Source organism: Deinococcus roseus, from assembly GCF_014646895.1.
Taxonomy (GTDB): Bacteria; Deinococcota; Deinococci; order Deinococcales; family Deinococcaceae; genus Deinococcus_C; species Deinococcus_C roseus.
In genome coordinates, this window is record NZ_BMOD01000003.1 from 70,874 (window position 1) to 96,274 (window position 25,401).

The window sequence follows — 25,401 nt, forward strand, 5'->3', positions numbered from 1 at the left end:
TGTAAGGGCCTTTCAGAGGTAATTTGGTAAGTGCAGTTAACTATTTCTGAATCACTCACCAGGCCGCCATCAAGCCGTATTTTTCAGCAGCGTCTGTCATTTCGGGAGTGCATTCCTGTGGTGATGGACGCTGTTTTTTAAAGGAGAACCATGCCAAGACCTGTGACGCTTTTCACCGGACAGTGGGCCGATTTGCCCCTCTCAGAACTTGCCCCCCTCGCCAAAGCCATGGGCTACGATGGTCTGGAACTCGCCTGCTGGGGCGACCATTTCAATGTGCAAGAAGCCCTCAGCAACCCCGATTACGTCAAAGAAAAACTGGAGTTGTTGCACCAGCATGACCTCAGGGTTTATGCCATCAGCAACCATCTGGTCGGGCAGGCCGTGTGTGACCTCATCGACGAGCGCCACAAATCCATCCTCCCAGAGCATGTCTGGGGCGACGGCGACCCTGAAGGTGTGCGCAAACGCGCCGCAGAAGAAATGATGGACACCGCCAGAGCTGCACAGGCCCTCGGGGTCAAAGTGGTCAACGGTTTCACTGGATCCAGTGTCTGGCACTCCATTTATGCCTTTCCTCCAACCAGTCAAGACTTCTGGGAGGCTGGCTTTGAGGATTTCGGCAAGCGCTGGAGCATCATTCTGGATGTCTTTGACCACTGTGATGTGAATTTTGCCCTGGAAGTGCACCCCACCGAAATTGCCTTCGACATTGCCACTGCAGAGCGGGCCATCAAAGCCGTTAATAACCATCCCAGATTCGGGTTCAACTATGACCCCTCCCACCTGGGCTACCAGCATGTGGATTACATCCGTTTCATTCGCCAGTTTGCAGACCGCATCTTCCATGCCCACATGAAAGACGTCTGGTGGGGACACGGAGATGGCAGCGTGGGCGTTTTCGGAGGTCACACCAACTTCGGAGACCACCGCCGCTACTGGGACTTCCGCAGCCTGGGACACGGAGACATCAAGTTTGAAGATGTGATTGTGGCCCTCAACGACATCAACTACTCAGGGCCCCTGTCGGTGGAATGGGAAGACATCCGCATGGACCGCGTTCACGGGGCCACCGAGAGTGCTGCTTTTGTGCGCAAGCTGGACTTCACCCCCAGCAAACTGGCCTTCGATGCTGCCTTTGACAGGAAGAAACAATGACCCTCAAGTACGGCATGATCGGGGGCGGCAAGGACGCTTTCATCGGAGGGGTGCACCGCAAAGCCATTGCCCTGGATTCCACGGCAGAACTGGTGGCTGGCGCATTTTCCAGCAACCCCGAAAAAGCCCTGGCCTCTGGAAAAGAACTGGGCGTCAAGCGCAACTACCCGACCTGGGAAGCCATGCTGGAAGGCGAACTGGCCCTCCCTGAAGAGGAACGCATTGATTTTGTGGTGATCGTGACCCCCAACCACATGCACTACCCCACAGCGAAAGCTTTTGCAGAAGCGGGTTTCAATGTGGTGAGCGACAAACCCCTGGTGCACAGCAGCGAGCAGGCCGAGGACCTGGTGCGCATCGTGCAGGAAAAGGGGGTGGTGTTCGGGGTGACCTACAATTACACCGGATACCCCATGGTCCGTCAGGCCCGTGAAATGGTGCGTCGGGGCGACCTGGGCAAGATCCGCAAGGTGATTGTGGAGTACAACCAGGGCTGGCTGGCCACCAGACTCGAAGAAACCGGAGCCAAGCAAGCAGACTGGCGCACCGATCCCAAACGCTCAGGAATTGCTGGAGCGATGGGGGACATCGGGTCCCATGCCGAAAACCTGATGGGCAGCATCACCGGACTGCACATTTCCCACATCTGCGCAGATTTGACCACCTTTGTGGAAGGCCGCCAGCTTGATGATGACGGCAACGTGCTGCTGAGGTTTGAGAATGGTGCGAAAGGCGTGCTGATCGCCTCCCAGATCGAAATCGGGATGGAGAACGACCTGAGGATCCGGGTGTTTGGCGAGAAAGGTTCTCTGGTGTGGCATCAGGAAGACCCCAATTCCCTTGAATTCCACCGTCTGGGCGAGCCTGTGCAGATCCTCAAACGTGGAAATGACTACCTGTGCGACGCTGCCAAGAAAGCCACCCGCATTCCTGCAGGACACCCTGAGGCTTTCCTGGAAGCTTTTGCCAACATCTACCGGGGTGTTGCAGAAGCCATTGAGGCCCGCAAAGCCGGGACCCCTCTGACCGAGTTTGAATTTCCCACAGTGCAGGAGGGTGCAATTGGGGTGAAGTTCATCGAGAAAGTGGTGGAGAGCAGCCACTCAGACCAGAAGTGGACTGAATTTTAAGCTTGCCCCTGCTCTGTTCCCCCTCGGTTTTTGCGAGGGGGTTATGCTTTGTTCTGAAGCACAAACTCTCCGTGATGCATCACGGGTTCATGGGTGCCATCAGGCAGGATGCCGTCCACATCCATGTCACTGCTGCCCACCATGAAATCCACATGGATCAGGCTGTTGTTGCCTCCATGGGCTGCAAAAGTGGCCCGGTCCATGTCCAGACCTCCTTGCAGGCTGCCCGGATAAGCCTGTCCAAAAGCCAGATGTGAAGCTGCGTTTTCATCGAAAAGGGTGCTGTAGAAAAAGATCCCGGACTGCTGGATGGGGCTGGAAGCCGACACCAGCGCCACCTCACCCAGGAAGGCAGAGCCCTCATCGGTGGAGAGCAAGTGTTTCAGGGCGGCTTCGCCCTCCTCGGCCTGCACATGGACGGCCTTGCCTGCCTTGAACTGGACAGTAAAGTTGCGGATCAGCTGTCCCTGATGCACCAGCGGTCTGGTGCTGCTGACCCTGCCATCCACCTGTTCCCGGTGGGGGAGGGTGAACACCTCCTCGGAAGGGATGTTGGCAAAAAACAGTGCTCCACGGGTGGTTCTGTGCTGAGCGGTTTCCCAGGAATGGCCTTCCGGTAGCCCGATGGTGAGGTCTGTCTGGGGGCTTTTGAAGTGCAAGGCGGTGTATTTTCTGGCGTTCAGGAGGTTTGCTTGCTGTTGCAGGTTTTGAATGTGGTCCTGCCAGAGTTGCAAAGCGTTTTCCTGATCTGCGCGTGTTGCAGCGAAAATGGCATCCCAGAGCCTGTCTTGCTGCTGACTGGCTGACACATCGGGAAAGACAGCTGCGGCCCAGCCCTGGGTGGGCACCCCCAGGATGCTCCAGGCGAAAGTGTTGTTGTACACCTCTTGCAGGTAACGGGCTCTGGACTGACTGAAAGCCAGATTGCAGGCACGCACTTTTTCGGGATCCTGCCCTTGCAGCAACTGGGGATTGGAAGCCCGGATGGAGAGGATGGGATCTCCCCTCTGGGCGTGTTCCAGGTGGATGCGGCTGTGCCAATGGGGGACCTCATCAAAATTGTTGTGCCTGGAATGCTGAAAGCGGCTGAGCAACACTGCATCGTCTTCCCACAGCACCTCCACCAGACGGGTTTCCAGCCTGTAAGCGGCTTCCGTGACCATCCGGGCCAGAGGTGCGGCTTCCACTGGGCAACTGATCAGCAGGCGCTGGCCCGGTTTCAAGCCCAATCCGATGTTGAGGGCAATTTCACTGTAATTGCGCAACTTTTGTTCAAAGGTCAGCATGGCCCAGTCTAAAGGGCGTTGCTGCAGGGCACTGTGTCTGATGCGCCCTGTGTCTGATGTGCCCTGGGTTTTGGCAGAAGCGGGTTCCAGCAGGTATAGTCAGGCTGGGCAGGCAGGTGAACCCATGACAGAGCAACGTCTTTCCAGAAAAAAACCTTACCACCATGGGGATTTGCGCAATGCCCTTTTGCAACTGGGCAGTGAACTGCTGGCCACCGAGGGCCTCAGTGGTTTTGGACTCAGGGAAATTGCCCGCCGTGCCGGGGTGAGCAATGCGGCCATTTACCGGCATTTCCCGGACCGGGATGCCCTGCTGGCAGAACTGGCCATGGAGGGGTTCAGAACCTTGATTTCCTGGCACCAGACTTCTGGGGAACAGCAAGAGCCCGATCCCATCCGGGCGCTGGAGATCGCTGTGCTGGTGTACCTGAAGTTTGCTGCAAAGCATCCCAACCTGCTGAGGGTGATGTTTGGTGACTTGCTGTCCAGGCACCAGGCGTTTCCTGAGGTGGCGCGGTTGTCCATCGAAGCTTTTGTGCAATTGGAACAGTTGATCCACAAAGGGCAGCAGGCGGGTGTGTTTGGTGAGGGCCATGTGGGAGAGAAGGCCCTGATGTGCTGGGGCATGATGCATGGCATCGCCCAGATCCGCATGGAGCAGATTGTGCTGCCGGGCATTCCAGAAAGCCCCCTGGAAACCCTGGCCCACATGATGGCCCAGCAACTGGCTCAGGGTTTGTAGGCAGTTCGCTGCTGGCTTGAAGCTGATCCGGGCTGAAAAGGATGATCGAATGTTTCCACTGGAAACAATGTTGTCGCTGGAAACATATTATGTTACACTGACCCAGGAGCGCTGAAGGTTGCCACCTGTTGCTGTGCCGTGCCTCCAAAACGCCAACAAAACAGTTTCTCGGATGTGGATGGTTTCGCAATATGGAAGCGATTCCATAGGTTTGGACTGCCAACAGTCAACCCGCTGCAATCCATCTACAGTTCAAGCCTCTCTCCGCACCTTCGGGTGCAGCACAAAGGATCCCATGAAAAAACACCTTGCTTTGACCCTGCTTGCCCTGACCACTTCCATCAGCCATGCCCAGTCTTTTCAGTCCATCCGCAAAGGCCTCGACCTTTATGCGCAAATCTGGGCCGAAAACGATCCGGCAAAACGTGCAGTGCTGATGAAAGAAGGCCTCACCGAGGATTTTCATTTCATGAACAACCGCACCCAATCGGTGGGCCACTCTGGCTTTGAAGACTTCGTGGTCAGCATGAAAAGCTCCTTCCCTGGGCTCGTGGTGGTGTTCGGTCCGCTGGCGCAGCACCACAACGTGGCCCGCGTGGCCTGGCAGCTCAGAAGACCAGACCAGTCGCTGCTGGCCGAAGGCTTTGATGTGCTGGGATTCGATGAATCCGGCAAAATCAAATCCCTGACTGGTTTTGTTGGCCCCTTCAACACCGAAATTCCCGAGTGATCAGCATGACATCCAGCATGAAATCCAGCAAAACCTTTGCTTCACTCGTTTTGACGGGCTTGCTGACCCTTTCAGGTGCAGCATCCAGCCAGAACCTCCGGCCTCCACTGACGGTGCAGCAAGACCACTGGGCAGCCCACACGGTCGTCTACCAGATTTTTGTGCGCTCTTTTCAGGACAGCGATGGAGACGGCACAGGAGACCTGAAAGGCATCACCTCCCGGCTGGAGTACCTCAAAAGCCTGGGGGTGGGTGCCCTCTGGTTGATGCCGATTTACCCCAGCCCTTCCTACCACGGTTACGACGTGACGGAGCAGCAGGATGTGAATCCGGATTATGGCACGCTGGCAGATTTTGATGCTCTGGTTGCCGCTGCGCACCGTCTGGGCCTCCGGGTGGTGCTGGACTGGGTGCCCAACCACACCTCCAGCCAGCATCCCTGGTTTCAGCAGGCACTGAACCCTGCCTCCAGCTTTCGGGACTGGTACATCTGGCGCAAAGACAATCCAGGCTGGACCCAGCCCTGGTCTGGTGAGGGGCAAACCTGGCACAAAAAAGGCGATGCTTATTACTACGGGGTGTTCTGGAGCGAGATGCCCGACCTCAACTGGAAGAACGCGGCTGTGCAAAAAGCCATGTCAGAGGCAGCCCGGTTCTGGCTGAACCGCGGCATCGACGGTTTCCGGGTGGATGCTTCTCGCCACCTCATCGAAAGCGACACCGACAACGCACCTGACAGCCTGGAAAACCTGGAGTGGGTGCGCACCTTCACCAGACAGGTGAAAGCCGTTCGTCCAGATGCCCTGGTGCTCACCGAAGCCTGGACCAGCGTGGCCAATGTGGCCAAGTACTTTCTGGACGGCGAGGGAGAGGACATGGGGTTCAATTTTGACCTGCAGGTCGCCCTTCTGGAAGGCATCAAAACCGGAAATGCTGCCCCCATAGAGCAGGTGCTGGATCAGGTGACCCTGCATTATCCCAGTGGGGCCCTGGATGGCATTTTCATCAGCAACCATGACCTGGTGCGGCCTGAACTCACCCTTTCAGAGGCAAAAGTGGCGGCCAGTTTGCTCATGACCCTTCCAGGCACCCCGATCCTGTATTACGGACAGGAAATTGGCATGCCCAACGGCTCAGGCACCGCCGATGAGCACAAGCGCACCCCCATGCGCTGGACCACCGAGGGCCGTGCAGGATTCAGCACCTACTTTCCCTGGCAGATCTTCAGCACCCGTGAACCCCAGGTCAGTGTGCAGGCCCAGCAGGACACCCCAGGGTCCCTGCTGAGGCATTACCAGCAGATGATCCAGTTGCGCAACCAGCATCCTGCTTTGCAAACCGGAGGGCACCTGTCCCTGGTCTCGCCTGCAGGCACCCTGAGTTTCATTCGCTTTTTGCCCAATCAGGTGTTGCTGGTCAGCATCAACCTCACAGAACAGGGCCAGCAAATCCAGCTGGCCCTCTCAGGCACCCCTTACCAGAACAGTCAGGGTTCTGGGGTCCTGAATGGCCTGAACGTCTCTGCAGGCAGGGTCAGTGGGATGCTGGAAGGCCATGGGGTGTCGGTGGTGTCTCTTTTGGAGCCCTGAGGGGTCAGCATTCTGGTCAGTGTTTGTTTTGCTTGCGGATCTTGTTGTACTGCTTGGCAAACTGCTTGCTGGTTCTGGCATTCAGGGCCTGAGCAATCTGGACTTTGCGTTGCTGGCGTTTCAGGAAAGCCGCCTGGGCCTGGAGGGTTTCGGTTCGGAGGGTGCGGCGTTGCTGTTCCCTCTGGGCCACCAGCCGTTGTTTTTGCCTTGCTGCGGCCTGTTGTTGCAAGGCCTGCTGTCTCAGAAGGGCCTGTTTCTGGGCTGCGGCCTGCCTTTGCAATTCCTGTTGTCTGGCCCATGCTGCCCTTTTGCGGGCTTCTGCCAGACGTTGCATTTGAAGCTGGGTTGCAGAGACAGCAGCAGGGGTTTTGATCGGACGATAAACCTTTTGAGGGGTGCTTTGTTGTGTTTTTGTTGAGATGGGTTTTGCAGCTGGTTTCACAGGTTTCACAGCCACCAGAGCGTGCAGCTGCCCTTTGGGCTGATAAAAGGCCATTTCCAGTCCGGTGACTTCACGGGTGACCAGGTTTCTGGGTCTGTCCACCACAATGGTTTTTTCATTTTGCAGGGCCAGAGACACTGCCTGCTGCCAGATCGGGGCCGAGATGGTGCCGCTGTAGGCCGTTTTTGGCATGGGGGTGTTGTCGTTTTTGCCCACCCATACAGCTCCGGTCAGTTTCGGGGTGGTGCCCACAAACCACAAATCTTTGACCTCGTTGGTGGTTCCCGTTTTGCCGCCCACCTGCCAGCCAGGAATCCTGGCTTTCCAGCCCAGGCCGCCCTGTTGTGGGGTCAGGTCGTTGACCACACCCCGGATCATGTCCCAGCCCAGGTAGGCCACGGGTTCGCTCCAGACCCGCACGGGTTTGCTCAGACGCACTTTTTTCAGCACCGCCCCGTTCATGGTGATCTGGGTGATGAAACGGGGCGCACGGTACATTCCACCGTTCACAAAAGGCGCGTAGGCCGCTGCCATGTCCAGGGGTGTGGCTTCCAGTGCTCCAATCCCAATGGCAAGCCCTGCCTGAGGGTCTGGCTGCAAACCCAGCAGGGTCAATTTCTTCTTGAAGTCCTCCACCCCGATTTTTTCCAGCAGGTGCAGGGTGGGCAAATTCAGGCTGTGGTCCAGGGCGCGCCTGAGCATGATGGGTTCCCCGGTGGAGGTGCCGCTGTAGTTCTGGGGCTGGTATTTGCCTTGCAGAGGGGCATCCAGCACGGTGTCGCTCTGCTGCCAGCCTTTTTGCAGGGCCAGGGTGTAAAGCAGGGGTTTGATGGAACTGCCCACCTGCCGTCTGGAACGGGTGGCGTGGTTCCATTCCTCAAAGACCCCATCGTTCAGTTTCTGACCCACCAGGGCCTGCACATCTCCGGTCAGGGGGTCCAGCAGGGCCATGCCCAGGGTTGCGCCTGCAGGCAAAACAGCTTTCTGGCTGGCGGTTTCAGCAGCAAGCTGGGCTTTGCGGTTCAGGGTGGTGTACACCCGGATGTCCGAGGTGTAGAAATCCCTGATCCTGACATGCTGCACCAGTTCCCGTTCCACCTCATCCAGGAAGGCATCTGCGTAATGGTGTTCAGGTTGAGGGAAATTCTTTTTGCGGGCTTGCCGGTCGGTCAGTTTTGCGGCCAGCAGTTTGCCTTTTTTGTCGTATTTGACGGTCCAGCCAGCGGGTTGCAAAGGGTAACGCCAGGCCTGATCGGCTTCATGCTGGGTGAGGGTGCCTTTTTCCACCATTCTGGACAGCAGGTCTTTCATCAGGGGACGGTAAGCCGGGTAATCCAGGTAACGGGCCGGAGTGGGCAGCAGGAGGGCGAGGTACACACTTTCGGCCAGATTGAGGTCCACAGCGTTCTTGTTGAAATACGCTCTGGCTGCGTCCTGCACCCCGATCAGGTCATTGCGGGCCTTGCCCCAGTAGATCAGGTTGAGGTACAGGTTCAGGATCTCTTCTTTGGAGAATTCGTTTTCCACTTCCAGGGCAAAGAACGCTTCTTTGAGCTTGCGTTCCAGGGTGCGTGCACCATGCAGCTCTGCCAGCAGGGTGTTCTTGACCACCTGCTGGGTGATGGTGCTTCCCCCCTCGGTGTCCCCGGAGAGGGTTTTCCAGAGCGCACGGGACAGGCCTTTCAGGTCAATGCCCTGGTGCTCAAAGAAACGCACATCCTCGCTGGCCACCACCGCTTTTTGCAGCCAGGGGCTGATCTGGCTGGGGGTCAGGAATTTGCGGGCAGGTTGCACATGGCCCTCGGCAGTCACGGCCACCACCTTGACCACCCGGCCTTCACTGTCCAGCAGGGTGGCCCGGCCAGCGTATTTCAGGTTCTGCAGGGTGCTGACTTTTTTCAGTTCGGGTTGCCAGCGGTAAAAGGTGATGCCCAGTCCCACAATGCCCAGCAACATCAAAAGCAGCGTGAAGCGAAAAAACCAGCTTAAAAAACGCATAAACCAATGCATAATACAATTTTATGCAGGGATCTTGAGATCTGGCCTTTGATGGTCACGGAAAATGCTGAGGATTTCTTGAGGAATGTCACATTTCCGTAAGGAACCTGCTGGAATCAGGGGCAGCGAAGCGGTGCTTTCTCTGGTTTTCTGTTTCGCTGCCCCTGAAGCTCCCCTGAAAGGTGTACCCTGAGAACGATTGTTTTTTCGCAGAACTTACTCGCCCCACTCTTGAGGAGACGCATGAAACTGGACATCCTGCATCAACCAGCCGCACAAAAGCGCCACTCCACCCCCATTCTGCTGGTGCATGGCCTGTGGGCTGGAACCTGGGCCTGGAAGGAAAATTTCATGCCTTACCTCTCCCAGGCGGGCTATGACGTGTACGCTGTGAGCCTGCGCGGCCACGAGAACAGCGAAGGCAAGGAGCGCCTGCAAACCACCCGACTGGGTGAATACGTGCAGGACGTGCAGCAAGCAGTGTCCTCGTTGCCAGAGAAGCCCATCCTGATCGGGCATTCCAATGGCGGCATCGTGGTGCAGAAATACCTGCAACAGCACACCCTGCCTGCTGCGGTGCTGCTGGGAACCATGCCCATTTCTGGATCCCTGATGACCTTCCTGAGGGGCCTGAAAAACGATCCTGCCCTGTTTTTAAAAGTCACTTTCACCTTCAACTTGCAACATCTGGTGGGCACCCCTGAACGGGCCAGAACGGCTTTTTTCTCCAGCACCCTGCCTGCAGACAAAGTCAACCGCTATTTTGGCCAGATGAACCGGGAATCTTTTGTGGCTTTCCTGGACACCCTGTTTGTGCAGATGGATCCCAGAAAGATGAAAACCCCCCTGCTGGTGCTGGGGGCAGAAAATGATTTTTTCTTCACGCCTGCACAGGTGCAGCAAACAGCAAAAGCTTATGGCACTACTGCCCACATCTTCCCCAACATGGCGCATGCCATGATGCTGGAAGACGGCTGGCAGCAGGTGGCAGACCACATCCTGAAGTGGCTGGACACCCAGCCTGCTGCACGCTGAATCACAGGCTGGTGCTGTGCTGGTTCATCCAGGATCTGCAGTGGTTTAAGCAGCAAATTTTCTATGAACTCGGGAATTCTCCCAGGAACGGCGTGTGTGGATATGAAAGCACAGAGGACCATGAGATGCTTTTGTCTGGAGTTATGTTCTGAAAAAATGATCCAGAGATCCGCAGATGAGTTTCATGAGCATCTTACACATTTGCAGTAGAATGCTTGACATGACCTTGCCTTTCGCTGTGACCCAAGATGAAATCAACAAGATCCTCTGGAAGGCCTGCGACACCTTCCGGGGCACCATCGATCCGAGCGAGTACAAAGATTACATCCTGGTCATGCTGTTCCTGAAGTACATCAGTGACACCTGGCTGGAGCATTACGAAGAGCTGAAAGCCCAGTATGGGGATGATCCCGAGCTTCTGCAGCGCAAACTGGAACGGGAACGCTTTTTCCTGCCAGAAGGAAAAAGCTACTACGACCTGTACAGCCAGCGGGACAGAGAGAATCTGGGTGAACTGATCAACACTGCACTGGACGCCATTGAAGAGAAGAACAAGAAGCTCGAAGGGGTCTTTCGGAACATCGACTTCAACAGCGAGAGCAAACTGGGCCAGACCCGTGAACGCAATGTGCGCCTGAAGAACCTGTTGCAGGATTTTGCAGACCCCAGGCTGGACCTGAGGCCCTCCAGAATTGGCAACATGGACGTGATCGGGAACGCCTACGAGTACCTGATTTCCAACTTTGCTGCAGGGGCAGGCAAAAAAGCTGGTGAATTCTACACCCCTGCAGAAGTCTCCGAACTGCTGGCGGAACTGATGCACCCGCAGCCTGGAGAGCGCATCTATGACCCCACCTGCGGAAGTGGGTCGCTCCTGATCAAGACTGGAAACCAGCTGATTCAGAAAGGGATCAAGGACTTCAGTCTGTACGGGCAGGACATCAACGGGTCCACCTGGGCACTCTCCAAAATGAACATGTTCCTGCATGGGCTGGACAGTGCCCGCATCGAGTGGGGAGACACCATCCGCAACCCCAAACACCTTGCAGACGAAAAGACCCTGATGCGGTTTGATGTGGTGGTGGCAAACCCGCCCTTCTCACTGGACAAGTGGGGGGCAGAGGATGCCGCCAGCGACGAGTTCCGGCGGTTTCACCGGGGGGTGCCTCCGAAAAGCAAAGGGGATTATGCCTTCATCTCGCACATCATTGAGTCGCTGAATCCGCAGAAAGGGCGGGCAGGGATTGTGGTGCCGCACGGGGTGCTGTTTCGGGGCAGCAGCGAAGGCACCATCCGGCAGAAACTCATTGAAGAGAACCTGCTTGATGCGGTGATCGGGCTTCCCAGCAACCTCTTTTTCGGCACAGGCATTCCTGCTGCGGTGCTGGTCTTCCGGCAGGGCAAGACCGACACGAACACCCTGTTCATTGATGCCAGCAGGGCGTATCAGGAAGGCAAAAACCAGAACAAACTCCGGGACACAGACATCCATAAAATCGTGGAAACGTATCTGAACCGCACAGAGATTGAGAAATACTCCAAGCTTGCAAGCCTGCAGGACATTCGGGAGAACGACTACAACCTGAACATCCCGAGGTACGTGGACACCTTCGAGGAAGAAGAGGAAATTGATGTGGCTGCTGTCCAACAGGAGATTGAACAGCTGGAGCAGGAGTTGCAGGAGACTCGGGTGAAGATGCAGGGGTATCTGCGGGAATTGGGGCTGGTGTGATTTTGTTTGCTATTACAGAGGGTAACAATGGGTAAGGAAATATATCCGAGTAGTGTGCAGCCTGGCCTTCCAAGACTCTCTTCTCCACCTAGGGAATGGGTACAAGTGAGTTATAGGGATGTTCTTTATGAGGTTAAAAGGCCTATCAAACTGCTGAGCGATAAACAATATAAACTGATCACGGTAAAACGCAATAGGGGAGGGGTGTTCCCGAGAGAAGATCTTTTTGGGTCTGAAGTAAAAACGCCAACTCAATTTATTGTAAAATCAGGAGATTTTGTTATTTCTAATCGACAGATTGTTCATGGTGCTTGTGGAGTTGTGCCGGATTTTTTGGATAATTCTGTTATTTCAAATGAGTATACAATTCTGCATTCAAATGAAAAAATGAATATTCATTTTTTCAGATTTTTTGCTCATTCAATATATTTTCAACAAACTTGTTTTCACTCTAGTATTGGAGTAGATGTTGAAAAAATGGTATTCAAACTTGAGAAGTGGTTTGATTGGGAGTTCAACCTTCCCCCCCTCCCAGAGCAGCAAAAAATCGCTGAAATCCTGGGCACCTGGGACACAGCCATAGAACAACTGGAATCCCTGATCGAGAAAAAGCAACTGCTCAAGCGTGGGCTCATGCAGAAATTGCTCACTGGGAAGGTGCGGTTTCGGGAGTTTGAGGGAGAGGAGTGGAAATTGCAGCCACTGATTGAGGTGGCTAGTATTCAGACGGGACTTGCAAAAGGAAAAAAGGATCTTATTAACACAGTAAAGAGACCATATCTTAGAGTTGCTAATGTTCAAGATGGCTATCTTGACCTAGAAGAAATAAAGTATATTGAGGTTGAAAGTGATAAAATTGATCGTTATTCTTTGCAATATCGAGATGTGCTTTTGACCGAAGGAGGAGATGCTGATAAATTAGGAAGAGGACATATTTGGAAAAGTGAAATACGTGAATGTTTGCATCAAAATCATATTTTTGTTGTTAGAACAAATAAAAAAATTTTGCTGCCAGAATTTTTTAATTACTTGACATCTAGTGATTATGGTAAAAACTATTTTTTGTCATGCGCAAAACAGAGTACTAATTTGGCTAGTATTAATTCGACTCAACTGAAAGAATTTCCCGTATTGCTCCCTTCTATTGGGGAACAGGAAAAAATCGTGTCTGTTTTTGAAAACTGGGACTCTGAGCTAATGAAATCAATTGCTCAGCTCGAAGCCCTCAAAACGCAAAAGCTCGGGCTGATGCAGCAGTTGCTGACGGGGAAGTGCAGGGTTTGATCCCCCGCGCCTGTCACTGCGTTCCAGGCTTGCCCCCTTAAAGAAAGGGGTGGGTTTGGGGGAGGTGGGGGTTGAGGGGGCTGGGGGAAGCGGCGAGGTTGGAGGGCGGCGGCTTTGGCAAAGGGAAGAGGCAGCCACTGCCTGAGCAAAAGCACCTTGGCCTTTTCCCCCTTTCAAGGGGGCAAGCGCAGCGCGGGGGATCCTCACCCCTTCTCCAAGGGGTCGTTTGCAAGCAGAGCGTGCAACGGGGGATCCTCACCCCTTCTCCAAGGGGTCGCTTGCAAGCAGAGCGTGCAACGGGGGATCCTCAACCAGTGCCTCAATCTTCCCTTTCACAACAGGCAGGGACCGCATGACTTCCCGGTTGGTGAAGCGGATCACCCGAATCCCCTGTCCTTCAAAGAAGGCCGTTCGGATGGCATCGTAAGCCAGCCCTTCGGGGGTGTAATGCTGTGCTCCATCCACTTCGATGATCAGGCGAAGTCTTGCACAGTAGAAATCTGCAATGTAATTTCCAATGACCCTCTGCCGGAGGAAGCGTACAGGGAGGTGTTTCAGGACACCATTCCACAGCAAGCTTTCTGCAGGGGTGCTTTTCCAGCGCATTCTCTGTGCCCTCTGGTTGAGGGCTGGGTTGTAGTTTCGATACCAGCGGGATTGTCCCATGTGCTCAGGGTATTGGGCTTCTGGTCTTTTCTGCATCCCCAGAATGCCTGATGTGGACACAGGCAAATCCCTTTGGATGTTTCGTCTCACTTGCGTTTCAATGCGTCTCGTTTGCGCCTCCTGCATTCCTACCCCCTTTCAAGGGGCAAGCGCAGCGCGGGGGATCCTCACCCCTTTCTCAAGGGGTCGCTTGCAAGCAGAGCGTGCAACGGGGGATGATATTCCCATGGCAAAATCTTCTGCGTTGAAAGCCAGGTGCAAACTGTGTGGACAGGATGTGTCTTATGGTCAGCTGACCCGTCATTTGCAGAAGTGTGTTCCTGACCATCCTCCTGCCAGCAAGGGCAAACCAGAACCCATCAGGGTGGTTCGGCTCAGTGCTTCTGGAATGTTTCTGGTGCTGGAACTTCCTGCAAAGTCTAAATTCTTTGATCTGGATGATGCCTTGAGAGCAATCTGGCTGGAATGCTGCGGCCACATGAGCATGTTCACGGTCAGGGAGAACGGTGAAAAGGTGATGTACACAGCAGATGCTGAAGGGGGCGATTCAGAGGGATTTTATGGATGGTTGCCCAGAGAAAAGCCCATGTCTTCCAGAATTGCTGATGTGTTGCAGGTGGGTGTGAAAGGGGAATACGAATATGACATGGGGTCCACCACCCATCTGAAATTGCAGGTCCTGTTTGAGCACATGGCCCCCTGGCCCAGGGGAAAACCCAAAGTGCGTTTGCTGGCCCGGAACCTGAAGCCAGAGTATGCCTGTGACACATGCGGTCAGCCTGCCGTACATGCCTGTGCAGAGTGTGTGATGGAAGAGGGGGATTTTCAACGTCTGAAACTCTTCTGTCAGGAACATGCTGAGCAACACATTGCAGATGAGCATGAAGATGATGACTGCGTTCTGATGCCATTAGGGAATTCCCCTAGAGATGGTGTTTGTGGCTATGAAGGCACAGAAGAGGATGAATTGCCTTATGTCTGGACGTAAAATGAATTGAATTGCATGGGCTGTAAATCATTGGAGGTCCTTCATGCCATCCCGTTCAGGCTCCACCCGAGAAAACATCATCAGTCTGATTCCTGCGCTGACCCTCCTGAGCACCCTGGGTTACAAGTACCTGACACCCTCAGAGGCAGATGCTTTGCGGGACCACAAGCGCTCTGGAGTGGTGCTCACCCAGGTTTTGAGGGAACAACTGGCGAAACTGAACCGTTTTGAGTTCAAAGGGAACCATTATCCTTTCAGTGAGGCCAATCTGGATCTGGCAACCCGTGAACTGGCAGGGTTGCCTTTTGAGTCCCTGATGTCTTCCAGCATGAAGGTCTACGACTTGCTCACGCTCGGGCGCAGCATGCAGGAAACCATTGAAGGTTACGTGCGGTCCTACCAGTTGAAGTTTATTGACTGGCAGAACCCGGAGAACAACGTCTATCACGTTTCGGATGAATTTGTGATTGAACGGGTGGGCAGCACCAGAACCCGCAGGCCAGACATCGTGCTTTTTGTGAACGGGATTCCTCTGGTGGTCATCGAGTGCAAGCGTCCAGAAGTCGGGGCAACAGAGGGGGTCAGCCAGCACCTCAGGAACCAGAAACCCGAGGAGATTCCTCACCTGTATCCCTTTGCCCAGATTCTGCTTTCTGTCTCCCAGAACGAGGCCCTTTATGGAGCCACTGGAGCAGCCAAAGAATACTGGGGTTTCTGGAGAGAAGAGGATCAGGATGCAGAGGACCAGTCTCTGCAGTATTACGCTGGTGCTTTTCTGGTCTCAGAAGCGGAGAAGCATCTCATGTCCTGGCGTTCCAGAGAAGATCAATTGCAAATGCAGGCCATCTGGGATGCCAGGCGTCAATATGGGCGCAGAGAGATCACAGCACAGGACAGATTGATCTACAGCCTGCTGCGACCAGCACGCTTGCTGGAAATCATCTACGGGTACACCCTTTTTGACAACAAGATCAAGAAGATCACCCGTTACCAGCAGTATTTTGCCATCAAGGAAACCCTCAAGCGGGTCACGCGCATTCTGCCCGATGGAACCCGTGAGGGAGGGGTGATCTGGCACACCACCGGATCGGGTAAGTCCCTGACCATGGTGATGCTGGCAAAGGCCCTGGCATTGGAGCCTTCCATCAGAGACCCCAGGGTGATTCTGGTGACAGACCGGGTGGACCTTGATGACCAGATTTACCGGACCTTCAAGGCCTGCCAGAAGGAAGTCAAGAAAGCAGACTCGGGCCGCCACCTGCTGCAACTCCTGCTGAACAACGAGGCCCAGATCATCACCACCATCATCGACAAGTTTGATACGGCCCGCACCCTGGCCCAGAACCAGACCTATGATTCTGCGGATGTCTTTGTCCTGATCGATGAATCCCACCGCAGCCAGTACGGCAGCAACCACGAGAAAATGAAACTGCTGCTCCCCAACGCCTGTTACATCGGGTTCACCGGAACACCCCTCCTCAAGAAAGACAAGAGCACGTCCCAGAAGTTCGGCGGGTTCATCCACAAGTACACCATGAATCAGGCGGTGCAGGATGGTGCAGTGGTGCCCCTCAGGTACGAGGGCCGCATGAGTGACCTGCGTGCAGACCAGCAACAACTCGACCGCTGGTTTGACCGCATCACCACAGGCCTCACCGATGACCAGAAGGCCGACCTGAAAAAGAAATTCCACCGGGAAGGGGAACTCCTGAAAGCCAACGATCGGATCATGGAGATTGCCTACGACATCGGGCAGCACTTCAACAGCACCTTTAGAGACACCCAGATGAAAGGCCAGTTCGCTGTTTCCAGCAAGGAAATGGCAATCCGGTACAAGCAGGCTTTTGAAGCGTTCAGACAGGTCAAAGTGGAGGTGGTCATCAGCCCACCAGACACCCGTGAAGGCCACGAGAGCACCGATGAAATGAGCACCCCTCTGGTCCAGCAGTTCTGGAATGCCATGATGCACAACTATGGGGATGCAGACAATTACCAGAAGTCCGTCATAGAGGCTTTTAAAAACAGTGATGAACCTGAAATCCTGATTGTGGTGGACAAACTGCTCACGGGATTTGATGCCCCCAGAAATGCTGTCCTGTACCTCGACAAGAAGCTGAAAGAGCACAACATCTTGCAGGCCATTGCCCGTGTGAACCGCGTCTTTGAAAGCAAGGATTACGGTCTGGTGATTGATTACCGGGGCATCTTCGGTGACCTGACCGACGCCATGGACATGTATGCCGCTCTGGAACAGGAAGGCTTTGACCTTGAGGACATCGAGGGCACCATGGTGGATGTCTGGGAGGACATCCAGAAACTCCCAGAAGTGCATGCCAGCGTCTGGGCAGTCTTCAATGGCGTTCAGAACAAATCGGACCATGAAGCCATGCAGAGGCATCTGGAACCCGAGAACATTCGCGACGAGTTCTATGCTGCGTTGCGTTCATATGCCAGAGTGATGCAACTGGCTTTCGCCAATGGCCGTTTCATCGACAACACGCCACTGGCAGAACAACGCAGGTACAAAGACGACCTGAAATTCTTCCTGAACCTGCGCGTGGTGGTCAAACAGCGCTATGGTGAAGCTGTGGATTACTCCCGTTACGAGGTGCAGATCCGTAATCTGGTCCAGAAGCATGTGGGGGCAGATCAGGTGAAGGTGATCATGGAACCTGTGGACATCACCAGCACCGTAAAATTCGAGGCTGAGATTGACTCGATTCAGGGTGAGGCCGCCAAGGCAGATGCCATTGCAAGCCGCATCCGCCGCACCATCACGGTCAACATGGACGAGGACCCCACCTTTTACCGCCAGCTGTCCCAGATCATTCAGGACGTGATCGACGAACACCGCGCCAAGCGCCTCTCTGATCTCGAATACCTGCGAAGAATCCGTGAAGTGCTGGAGAAAGCCCAGAACAAAGTGCGCGATGACCTGCCTGTTTCCCTGGTTCAGCGTTCTGCTGCCCAGGCCTACTATGGCATCATCAAGGAAACCCTCAAGGACCTGCCCATCACCAACGACCAGAGTGCAGAGGTGGCATTACAGCTTGATGACATCATCCTCAGGCATCAGGTCATTGACTGGTACGCCAAAGAAGACGTGCAAAAAGCGATGAAAAACGACATGGAAGACTTTCTGGTCGGTTTCAAGAAACGCTCCAATGTCCCCATCAGCTTCACACTGATGGATGACATCATGGACCGTGTGATCCAGGTGGCCCGCAACAGAGCATGAAGTTCTCCAAGGCTGAACGCATCATCGAAAACATCACCGACCACGTGCAGTACGGGACCCTGACCCTGCACTACACCCTGCACTATGCCAGACGCAGAACCCTGGCCATCCATGTGGAAACCAATGGAGATGTGGTTGTGGAAGCCCCTGAAGGTGTCCCATTGCGTAAGATCCGTGAAACGGTCAAGGCAAAAGGTCCCTGGATTCAATCCCAGAAACGCGAAGTCACCAGACTGGCTTCTCCACTCCCAGACCGTGAATACGTCTCTGGGGAATCTTACCGTTATCTGGGCAGACAGTACCGCCTCAAAGTCATGGAGGCAGATCACAACGCAGTCAAACTGACCCGGGGCATCCTGTACCTGCTGGTCAAAAACCGAGAGAATGCTGCACTTCGAGAACAGTTGATGAAAGACTGGTATCTGCAACGGGCAAAAAAGATCTTTGCTGAAAGGGTGCAGGCTGTAACCCCTGTTGCAAATCGTGCAGGCATCCCAGAACCCTCACGCCTCTCCGTTCGCAGAATGACCACCCGCTGGGGCTCCTGTTCAAAGTCAGGCCATGTGGTCCTCAACACCGAACTGGTCCGTGCTCCAAAAGATTGCATTGATTATGTGATCCTGCACGAACTGTGCCATCTGGCCATTCCCAGACACAACACAGATTTTTACCAGCTCCTGACCCGAGTCTGCCCAGACTGGAAATCCCTGAGATCAAAACTCAATGCCATTGTCGAATTAAAACTCTAAACCCCTCCACCAAAACGCCTGTTTTACCTGCCTCCAATGGTTTCCCATTCAGCCTTCCAACAATCCCCCTTCGTTAAGGGGGACAGCCCAGAGCAACGCGATGGGCAGGGGGATCTAACCCTCAAAACCACACTTACAACACAATGTAAGGTTTCCAGAAGGCCCTCCCAGATACACTCAGGTGAGATGAGACCTGCTTTGCCCACCCCCTCCAGTTCTGTTTTTGTGCAGCGTTTCAAGAAACCGCTGTATCAAACCGTGACCGGGTTCGCCTTCATGGTGTGCCTGCTGGGGGCTTTTTTTCCAGGTCCCATCCGCTGGCTTACGGCTGGATGGCTGCGCTTTTTCTGGGCTCCAACCTGTACCTGACCTTCAGCAAGAAACCGGACATCAAATGGGCTGAGCGCCTGAACCTGTTGCTGGGCACTTTGCTGTGCTGGAACCAGATCTACACCGCTTCTTTTTTGAATCCGGTGGGTCTGGAGGGGTTTTTTGTGCTGTTCGCCATGACCTCCCTCTCGGTGGTGGCGTTCTCTTACCGCCGGGCCTTGCAGGTGATTGCTGTACAGGCCGGGGTGGGCATTGTGCTTCCCTGGGTGGCAGACCTGTTCTTCAATGTGCTGACCGGGCGGGAATGGCTTTACATGTTCAGCATGGAAACCATTGTGCTGGCCTGTGTGGTGCTGCAAACCGCAGTGGCGTGGTTCAAGGCCCAGTTTGACCAGGAAGAAGCCCGCCGCCTGATGCTGCAGGAGCAGGCCTCCACCGATCCCCTGACCGGGTTGCGCAACCGCAGGGCCATGCTGGAACAGTTGCAGGAGGCGCAATTCGAGGAGAGTTGCCTGATCTTGCTGGACATCGACCACTTCAAGAAGATCAATGACCAGCACGGTCACAACACTGGAGACGATGTGCTCTGTGAAGTGGCCAGGGTGCTTCAGGATCACGTTTCTGACCCCCATCAGGTGTCCAGGTGGGGAGGCGAGGAGTTTCTGGTGCTTTTGCCCCAGACCACAGCACCTGAGGGACTGCGTCTGGCCGAAAAGATCCGCCTGCAGCTGGCTGAACATGATTTTCCCCAGGTGCATCAGGTGACCGCAAGTTTTGGGGTGTCAGATTCACAACCAGCAGAGCCCCTGAGGGCCTGGATTCAGCGTGCAGACCAGGCGCTCTATCAGGCAAAAAGAACCGGGCGCAATCAGGTGCGTCTGGCCGGGGAAGATGCAGACTTTGCTGTCTCAACCCACAAGATGCCTTTGAAGAGGTCTGAAGGACACTGAAAAGCCCCCCTGGAAATCCAGAGGGGTAAGGGGGCAAATCTGCTTTTGGGCTTCAGGGCTGTGCGTCAAACCACTTGCTTTGCGCCACGTCGTACCAGCCTTCTTTGTTGCGGGTCAGGTCGACGGTTTTCTGGGTGGTGGCATCTCCGTTCACGAAGAGCAGGTTGGCAGAGCTGGCTTTGCTGAAGGTGTATTTGTACCAGCCGTTGCCTTCACTGGTCATGGTCACGCCGGGCCAGACGCTGTTGGCGATGGCGGGGCTGGCGACCACGTTCCAGAAGTGGACATTCACTTTGGTCCAGGTGGTGGGGGGTTTGACGTGCACGACCAGATCGTCGCTGGGTTTGCTGTCGAACCAGGTGCTGGTGTTGCCGTCATACCAGCCTTCTTTGTTGCGGGTGAGGTCTGCAGTCTTAACGGTGGTGTTGTTGCCGTCCACAAAGAGCAGGTTGGCAGAGGTGCCGCCAGTGAAGGTGTATTTGTACCAGTCGCCAGATTCCAGGGTCATGGTCACGCCGGGCCAGACGCTGTTGGCGATGGCGGGGCTGGCGACCACATTCCAGAAGTGGATGTTGGCTTTGCCCCAGGTGCTGGGCTTCTTGAAGTGCACGGTGAGGCCCGTGGAAGCGCCGGGGGTGGCTCTGGTGGTCAGACCGCTGCTCTGGGCGGTGCCGTTGACAGCCACAATCTGGTAGTCGTAGGTGGTGCCATTGACTGCAGTGGTGTCATTGAAGGTCAGGGCAGTGCTGGCCAGGGTGGCGAGGGGTGTGGTGGGGTAAGCAGCGTCGGTGGCCAGTTTTCTGAAAACCTTGTAGCCCGTGACGCAGTCGGGGCTGGCGGTCCAGTTCAGGGTCACCTGGGCGTTGCCTGCACTGGAGGTGAAGCTGCCAGGGTTGGCGGTGGCGGGTGCAGTGTCACTCCAGGTGTTGGTGTTGCCGTCGTACCAGCCGGTCTTGGTGCGCACCTGATCGGTGGTTTTCTGGGTGGTGTTGGCACTGTTCACGAACAGCAGGTTCACGTTGCTGGCGGCCGTGAAGGTGTACTGGTACCAGCTGGCGCAGTACAGGTTCATGGGTTTTCCGGGCCAGACGCTGTCTGCAATGGCAGGGGAGGCGGTCACGCTCCAGAAGTGGATGTTGGGGGTGCTCCAGGCTGCGGGCTTCTTGAAGTAGACGTTGATGCCCGCAGGCACGGCAGGGGTGACGGTGGTGTCTACGGGTTTGTCTCCACCAGAGCCTTTGGCGGTCAGGCGGAAGGTGTAGCTCACTCCGTTGGTGAGGGCGGTGGCGGTGTAGGAGCTGCTGGTGTTGGGCAGGGTGATGGCTGCACCAAAAGCGGCATCGGTGGTCTTTTTGTACTGAATGGTCAGGCCAGTCAGGTGGCAATCGTTGATCTGGTCCCAGGTCAGAATGGCGCTCTTGTCTGCGGGGGTGCCTTTGAAGTTGGTTGGGGTGGGCGTGAAGGCCACAGTGGTGCAGTTGGTGCCCCCAGATTTTACGGCCAGCACGCTGCGGGCAGGAATGCTGCCCACCAGTTTGCCCTGGGCGTTCAGGCTCAGGTTGTTGCTCTTGCCGGTGATTTCGGTGAGCGCACTGCCTGCGGTGAGCGCACTGCCCACGGTGATGCCCCCCAGGCCTGCCAGGTCAATGGTCTGGTCGCTGCCGTTGACCAGCACCACCACGGAGGGCTGACCAGACAGGTTGCGGGAGAAGGCCAGCAGGTTGGTGCCGCCATTGGGCTTCCACAGTTCGCTGTAGTTGCCGCCCGTCAGGGCTTTGTTGTCTTTGCGGGCCTTGTTGAGGGCGGTCAGGCGGGCCACCATGGCAGAAGAAGAGGTGGCGGAGAAGTTCATGTCTTCCCGGTTGGTCTGGCCTGCGGGGTTGTTGTAGGGGTCCCCTTTGCCCTTCATGTAAATCTCGGTGCCGTAATAAATGCTGGGCGTGCCCCGCACCATGTACATCAGGCTGGTCGCTGCGTCCAGACGCTCTCTCTGTTCGTTTTCAGGAATGCCAATTTCGATGCCCTCGCTCATGAAGCGGCGGATGTCGTGGTTGTCCAGGAAGGTGGTGAGGCGGCCTGCATCGGGATACTTGCTGTCCTGGGCCAGCACGCCAGAGATGGCGTCCAGAGAGCCGCGTTTCCCGAGGGAATCCACCATGGCCTTTTGCAGCGCGAAATCGAACACCGAAGGGCTGCCCAGCCGCATGTAGCGGGCCAGGTTGTCCGGGCTGTAATCGAAAACCTCACCCACCGTCCAGACTTTGCTGGTGTCTGCGGGTCCACCACTGGCGAAGTACTGGGGCCAGTAAGAGTCATAGACATGCTTCATGGTGTCCATGCGAATGGCATCAATGCCGGTTTGATCAACCCAGAAACGGGTGGAGTTGTTGAGGTAGTCTCTGGCCTCGGTGACCTCCTGGTTGAAGTCGGGAAGGCCAGAAAGGGGACAGGTGACATCGTTCCAGGTGGGGCAGGATCCGCTGTGGAACCAGTTGGCGTGCTGGGTTTTCAGCTGTGCGTTGTATCCAGCATGGTTGACCACCATGTCCTGAATCACATACAGGCCTTTGGCGTGGGCGGCGGTGACCAGGTCTTTGAGGTCTTGCAGGCTGCCCATGTGGGGTTCCACACTGAAGAAATCTTCAGACCAGTAACCTGCGTAACCTGCGTGCCACTTGCCTGCATTGGGGCCATCGTTGGCCATGACTGCAGGCACCTGCAGGTAAACCGGGGTGAGCCAGATGGCGGTGAAACCCATCTGGTTGAAGTAGCCTGACTCAATTTTTTGTTTGATGCCTGCCAGATCGCCACCGTGCCAGCCCATGGGGTTGGAGAGGTCTTTGGTGTCTCCGGCTTTGTTGTTGTTGCCGTTGTCGTTGCTGGTGTTGCCGTTGAAGAAACGGTCGGTCAGCACAAAGTAAATGGTTTGCTCTTTCCAGTTGGGCATGGGAAGGGCTTGTCGGGTGATGGTGGTGTTGTGGGTGGTGCTGGCAGGAGCCATGACAGAAGAAGTCTGGGTGTTGCAACCTGCCAGTAAACTGCACGTGAGCAGGGATGCGGCCAATGCATGCCGGGTCTGAATTTTCATGTGGTTTCATTGTGATCAGGGTTCTGTCAAACTTCAAGACCAGATGGAATCAATTCCACGACACTCATTTTCCTCATAAAGACCTGACTTTTTGTTGTGTAAGATATTTTCTTTTGAGGGGCTTTCAAGGGGGCCAGAGGAGTGTTGTGGGATTTGTGACAGAGATTTCAAAAGTAAGCATCTTACACAATGAAATTTGAAATGACCTCAGAAAGCAGGTTTGTTGTCTGCAAGTATGAAGATTGAGCGGCCTGTTCAGTTTGAACTTTCCTCAAATCGCTGCTGTTGATCCTTGACAAGTCTCACTGCCTGCATTCGGTCTGCAGGCAGTGGGGCTGAACAGTTTAGAGCCTTTGACAGAAGAACAAGAGGCTTGATCTCTCATGGCCGCTTTTTAAAATGGAAGGATTTGCCAGAATCCTTCCATTTCACGGATCAACGCAGTAGATTTTCAGCACATCAACTGGTAGGTTTCAGCAATCGATTCAGCACACATGCCAATCAGAAAAGGGTTGCCCCGCACCTCATGGATGCTGAGGGTGTCCAGCACCTCCCGCAACTTGCGAATGCAGGCCCGCCTGAAACGAAAGGGGGTGTTGACCTGCAAAGGGGCCAGAGCAGGCAGGGGTGAGTCTCCTGTGATGTTGCCCAGCAATTTGTGGGCGGCGGCCAGATGTTCTTGCACTTTGATGTGGTGGTGCATGTCCCAGCCGTTCTGCAGGCCATTGACAGCAACCTCCAGACGGTGAATGGCTTGCTCGATGTTCTGGGTGGCGGTGGTGTTTTCCTGGGTGGTGGTGTTTTTGGCGGTGGTCATTTTGATAACCCCATGCTGGTTTGTCTGAAAGTGGGGCGAAAAGGTTGATCTGTGCTCTTTATTTAATCACAAATTTCATCTTGAGTTCACCTGTTCTTCAAGGGATTTGTTTTGTTGAAGATTCACAATTGAATTACGTTTTGTGTACATCTGTAACGATTTGATCATGATGTCCTGCCCACTGTGGGCTCGCTTGCTTTTTGAGTGCATTGCAAAACAACACCGGAAGATTGAAAAATCTTCCGGTGAAAAGCCAGGGTTTGTGTCTCAGGAGCTCAGGAAGGCTGCACATGAGGGCAAGCAGCGCCGCTTGCAAAATGGGCCAGCATGGCCAGGGCTTCCTGCTGGCAACGGTCCCTGAGGCTCTGGGGTTCCAGCACCTGTACCTTGGATCCCCAGGACAGCACCCAGGGCAGGATTTCTCTGGGAAAACCCTGCAGATCGGTGCCCACCTGAATGGAGGCAATGCTGCTGCCATCGGCAAATTCATGGGTGATGGTGAGGTTGGGGTAACCGCCTTCCTGCAAGCGGACAGTGGCTTCCCGGTCAAATTTCAGGCGCACAGAAACCGGGGTGCCACTGCTGGCGCCAATCACGCCCCAGGCTCCAGACAGGTAAAGGCTGGGATCAAAAGAGTCGGGAATCTGGTAGGTGGTGGCCTGCACAACGGCGTTTTTCATGCGGGACAGCTTGAAGGTGCGGATTTGCTGATGGTATTTGCGTTCAAAGCCAATCACGTAAGTGGCCAGATTGGAGCGGCTGACCTCCACGAAATACACCTCCAGCTCATATTTCTGGCGTCCTTCGGTGTGTCCTGGACTCTGGTAATCAAATTGCACCACTTTGCCATGCAGCCAGGCCCTTGCCACGGTTTCCAGGGTGCGTCCCTCGTCTGGCACAGGACTGACCCGCTGCTTGAGGTTGCGGGTGCTGCGCTGGACAATGGATCTGGCGGGTTCTCCCAGTTTGGCGGCCAGTTTTTCCAGCACCCTCAGGTAATGGTGGTTGGGGGAAGTGGCATGGTGGTAAAGCATGCGCACCGCATTGTGGGTGATCAGGGTTTCCACTTCATTGAGTTGTTCTGCCTGACTGGGAAGTGAGTAAATGAAAACGCCAGCGATGTTTTTGTTCTGGCGCAGGCCAATTTGCAAATCCTGCAAATCCCTCAGGCAACGCTGCACGCTGCGCTGGGAAATGCCCAGACGCTGGGACAGTTCTCTGGAAGTGCAAGGGCGGTCCCTCAGCATCTCGATGATCTCGAAAAGCTTGCGGGCTTTTTTGTGGTGTGGGTTGTCGCTGTCAAACATGAACGTGCCTCCTGCTGTAAGGGTAGGCAGGAGGCGTCGTGCATGGGTCGATAAAACAATGGATTGTGCAATTCACTCTAAGAATCTGAGTGCAGATCACTCAGGAGTGTGCCCGAAAATGACCTGCCTGCAGCTTACATGA

Annotated in this window: 18 protein-coding genes; 12 read left to right on the forward strand and 6 right to left on the reverse strand. The window is 55.0% G+C overall.

The features are described 5' to 3' along the window. Positions 1–150: 150 nt before the first annotated feature. Positions 151–1,158, forward strand: coding sequence for a sugar phosphate isomerase/epimerase family protein (locus IEY52_RS05815; RefSeq protein WP_189001296.1), 1,008 nt, complete (start codon positions 151–153; stop codon positions 1,156–1,158). Next, the gene (locus tag IEY52_RS05820) at positions 1,155–2,288 is read left to right on the forward strand and encodes a Gfo/Idh/MocA family protein (protein ID WP_229684652.1); all 1,134 of its coding nucleotides are present in this window, start codon (positions 1,155–1,157) and stop codon (positions 2,286–2,288) included. Before IEY52_RS05815 ends, IEY52_RS05820 begins: the two co-directional genes overlap by 4 nt. A 41-nt stretch (positions 2,289–2,329) precedes the next feature. Here IEY52_RS05820 and IEY52_RS05825 read toward each other — a convergent pair whose 3' ends face one another. Next, positions 2,330–3,574 (reverse strand): aminopeptidase, encoded by a 1,245-nt coding sequence (locus IEY52_RS05825; protein ID WP_189001298.1) that lies wholly within the window; start codon positions 3,572–3,574, stop codon positions 2,330–2,332. Positions 3,575–3,698: 124 nt separating this feature from the next. Here IEY52_RS05825 and IEY52_RS05830 point away from each other — a divergent pair, with 124 nt between their 5' ends. The 3 genes from IEY52_RS05830 to IEY52_RS05840 all read left to right on the forward strand — a co-directional run bounded on the left by IEY52_RS05830 (position 3,699) and on the right by IEY52_RS05840 (position 6,635). After that, positions 3,699–4,316 (forward strand): TetR/AcrR family transcriptional regulator, encoded by a 618-nt coding sequence (locus IEY52_RS05830; RefSeq protein ID WP_189001300.1) that lies wholly within the window; start codon positions 3,699–3,701, stop codon positions 4,314–4,316. A 295-nt stretch (positions 4,317–4,611) separates the two neighbouring features. Beyond that, on the forward strand, positions 4,612–5,046 hold the full coding sequence (locus IEY52_RS05835; protein WP_189001302.1) for a nuclear transport factor 2 family protein: 435 nt from the start codon (positions 4,612–4,614) through the stop codon (positions 5,044–5,046). A gap of 17 nt (positions 5,047–5,063) precedes the next feature. Then, positions 5,064–6,635, forward strand: a complete 1,572-nt coding sequence (locus IEY52_RS05840) for an alpha-amylase family glycosyl hydrolase (RefSeq protein ID WP_189001304.1) — start codon at positions 5,064–5,066, stop codon at positions 6,633–6,635. 16 nt (positions 6,636–6,651) lie between these two features. On the opposite strand, the gene IEY52_RS05845 is transcribed toward IEY52_RS05840, so the two are convergent. Beyond that, entirely contained in the window at positions 6,652–9,087 is a 2,436-nt protein-coding gene (locus IEY52_RS05845) for a transglycosylase domain-containing protein (protein ID WP_229684653.1), read from the reverse strand. A gap of 231 nt (positions 9,088–9,318) precedes the next feature. Between IEY52_RS05845 and IEY52_RS05850 the strand changes: the two genes are divergently transcribed. From IEY52_RS05850 to IEY52_RS05860, 3 genes are all read left to right on the forward strand, one after another. Next, the gene (locus tag IEY52_RS05850) at positions 9,319–10,110 is read left to right on the forward strand and encodes an alpha/beta hydrolase (RefSeq protein WP_189001306.1); all 792 of its coding nucleotides are present in this window, start codon (positions 9,319–9,321) and stop codon (positions 10,108–10,110) included. Between the two features lie 220 nt (positions 10,111–10,330). Further along, positions 10,331–11,842, forward strand: coding sequence for a type I restriction-modification system subunit M (locus IEY52_RS05855; RefSeq protein WP_229684654.1), 1,512 nt, complete (start codon positions 10,331–10,333; stop codon positions 11,840–11,842). Between the two features lie 27 nt (positions 11,843–11,869). After that, positions 11,870–13,126: a restriction endonuclease subunit S gene (locus tag IEY52_RS05860; RefSeq protein WP_189001310.1), complete on the forward strand. Its 1,257-nt coding sequence runs from the start codon at positions 11,870–11,872 to the stop codon at positions 13,124–13,126. A gap of 255 nt (positions 13,127–13,381) precedes the next feature. Here the strand turns inward: IEY52_RS05860 and IEY52_RS05865 are convergent, their stop codons facing one another. Further along, positions 13,382–13,792 (reverse strand): endonuclease domain-containing protein, encoded by a 411-nt coding sequence (locus IEY52_RS05865; protein ID WP_189001313.1) that lies wholly within the window; start codon positions 13,790–13,792, stop codon positions 13,382–13,384. A 226-nt stretch (positions 13,793–14,018) separates the two neighbouring features. On the opposite strand from IEY52_RS05865, the gene IEY52_RS05870 reads away from it, so the two are divergent. The 4 genes from IEY52_RS05870 (at position 14,019) to IEY52_RS05885 (ending at position 20,047) form a co-directional block, all read left to right on the forward strand. Then, complete coding sequence (locus IEY52_RS05870; RefSeq protein ID WP_189001315.1) at positions 14,019–14,780, forward strand: hypothetical protein; 762 nt, start codon at positions 14,019–14,021, stop codon at positions 14,778–14,780. A gap of 43 nt (positions 14,781–14,823) precedes the next feature. Then, positions 14,824–18,018, forward strand: coding sequence for a type I restriction endonuclease subunit R (locus IEY52_RS05875; protein WP_189001317.1), 3,195 nt, complete (start codon positions 14,824–14,826; stop codon positions 18,016–18,018). Continuing rightward, a complete protein-coding gene (locus tag IEY52_RS05880; protein ID WP_189001318.1) occupies positions 18,015–18,767 on the forward strand; it encodes a M48 family metallopeptidase in 753 nt (250 codons plus the stop codon). The genes IEY52_RS05875 and IEY52_RS05880 overlap by 4 nt, the downstream gene beginning before the upstream one ends. Positions 18,768–19,048: 281 nt before the next feature. Beyond that, positions 19,049–20,047 carry a GGDEF domain-containing protein gene (locus tag IEY52_RS05885; protein ID WP_189001320.1) on the forward strand — a complete coding sequence of 333 codons (999 nt, stop codon included), beginning with the start codon at positions 19,049–19,051 and terminating at the stop codon, positions 20,045–20,047. A 52-nt stretch (positions 20,048–20,099) separates the two neighbouring features. Here IEY52_RS05885 and IEY52_RS05890 read toward each other — a convergent pair whose 3' ends face one another. The 3 genes from IEY52_RS05890 to IEY52_RS05900 form a co-directional block, all read right to left on the reverse strand. After that, on the reverse strand, positions 20,100–23,048 hold the full coding sequence (locus IEY52_RS05890) for a starch-binding protein (protein WP_189001323.1): 2,949 nt from the start codon (positions 23,046–23,048) through the stop codon (positions 20,100–20,102). Positions 23,049–23,586: 538 nt separating this feature from the next. Beyond that, the gene (locus IEY52_RS05895) at positions 23,587–23,952 is read right to left on the reverse strand and encodes a hypothetical protein (RefSeq protein WP_189001325.1); all 366 of its coding nucleotides are present in this window, start codon (positions 23,950–23,952) and stop codon (positions 23,587–23,589) included. A 275-nt stretch (positions 23,953–24,227) separates the two neighbouring features. Beyond that, a complete protein-coding gene (locus tag IEY52_RS05900; RefSeq protein ID WP_189001327.1) occupies positions 24,228–25,259 on the reverse strand; it encodes a helix-turn-helix transcriptional regulator in 1,032 nt (343 codons plus the stop codon). Positions 25,260–25,401 lie beyond the last annotated feature (142 nt).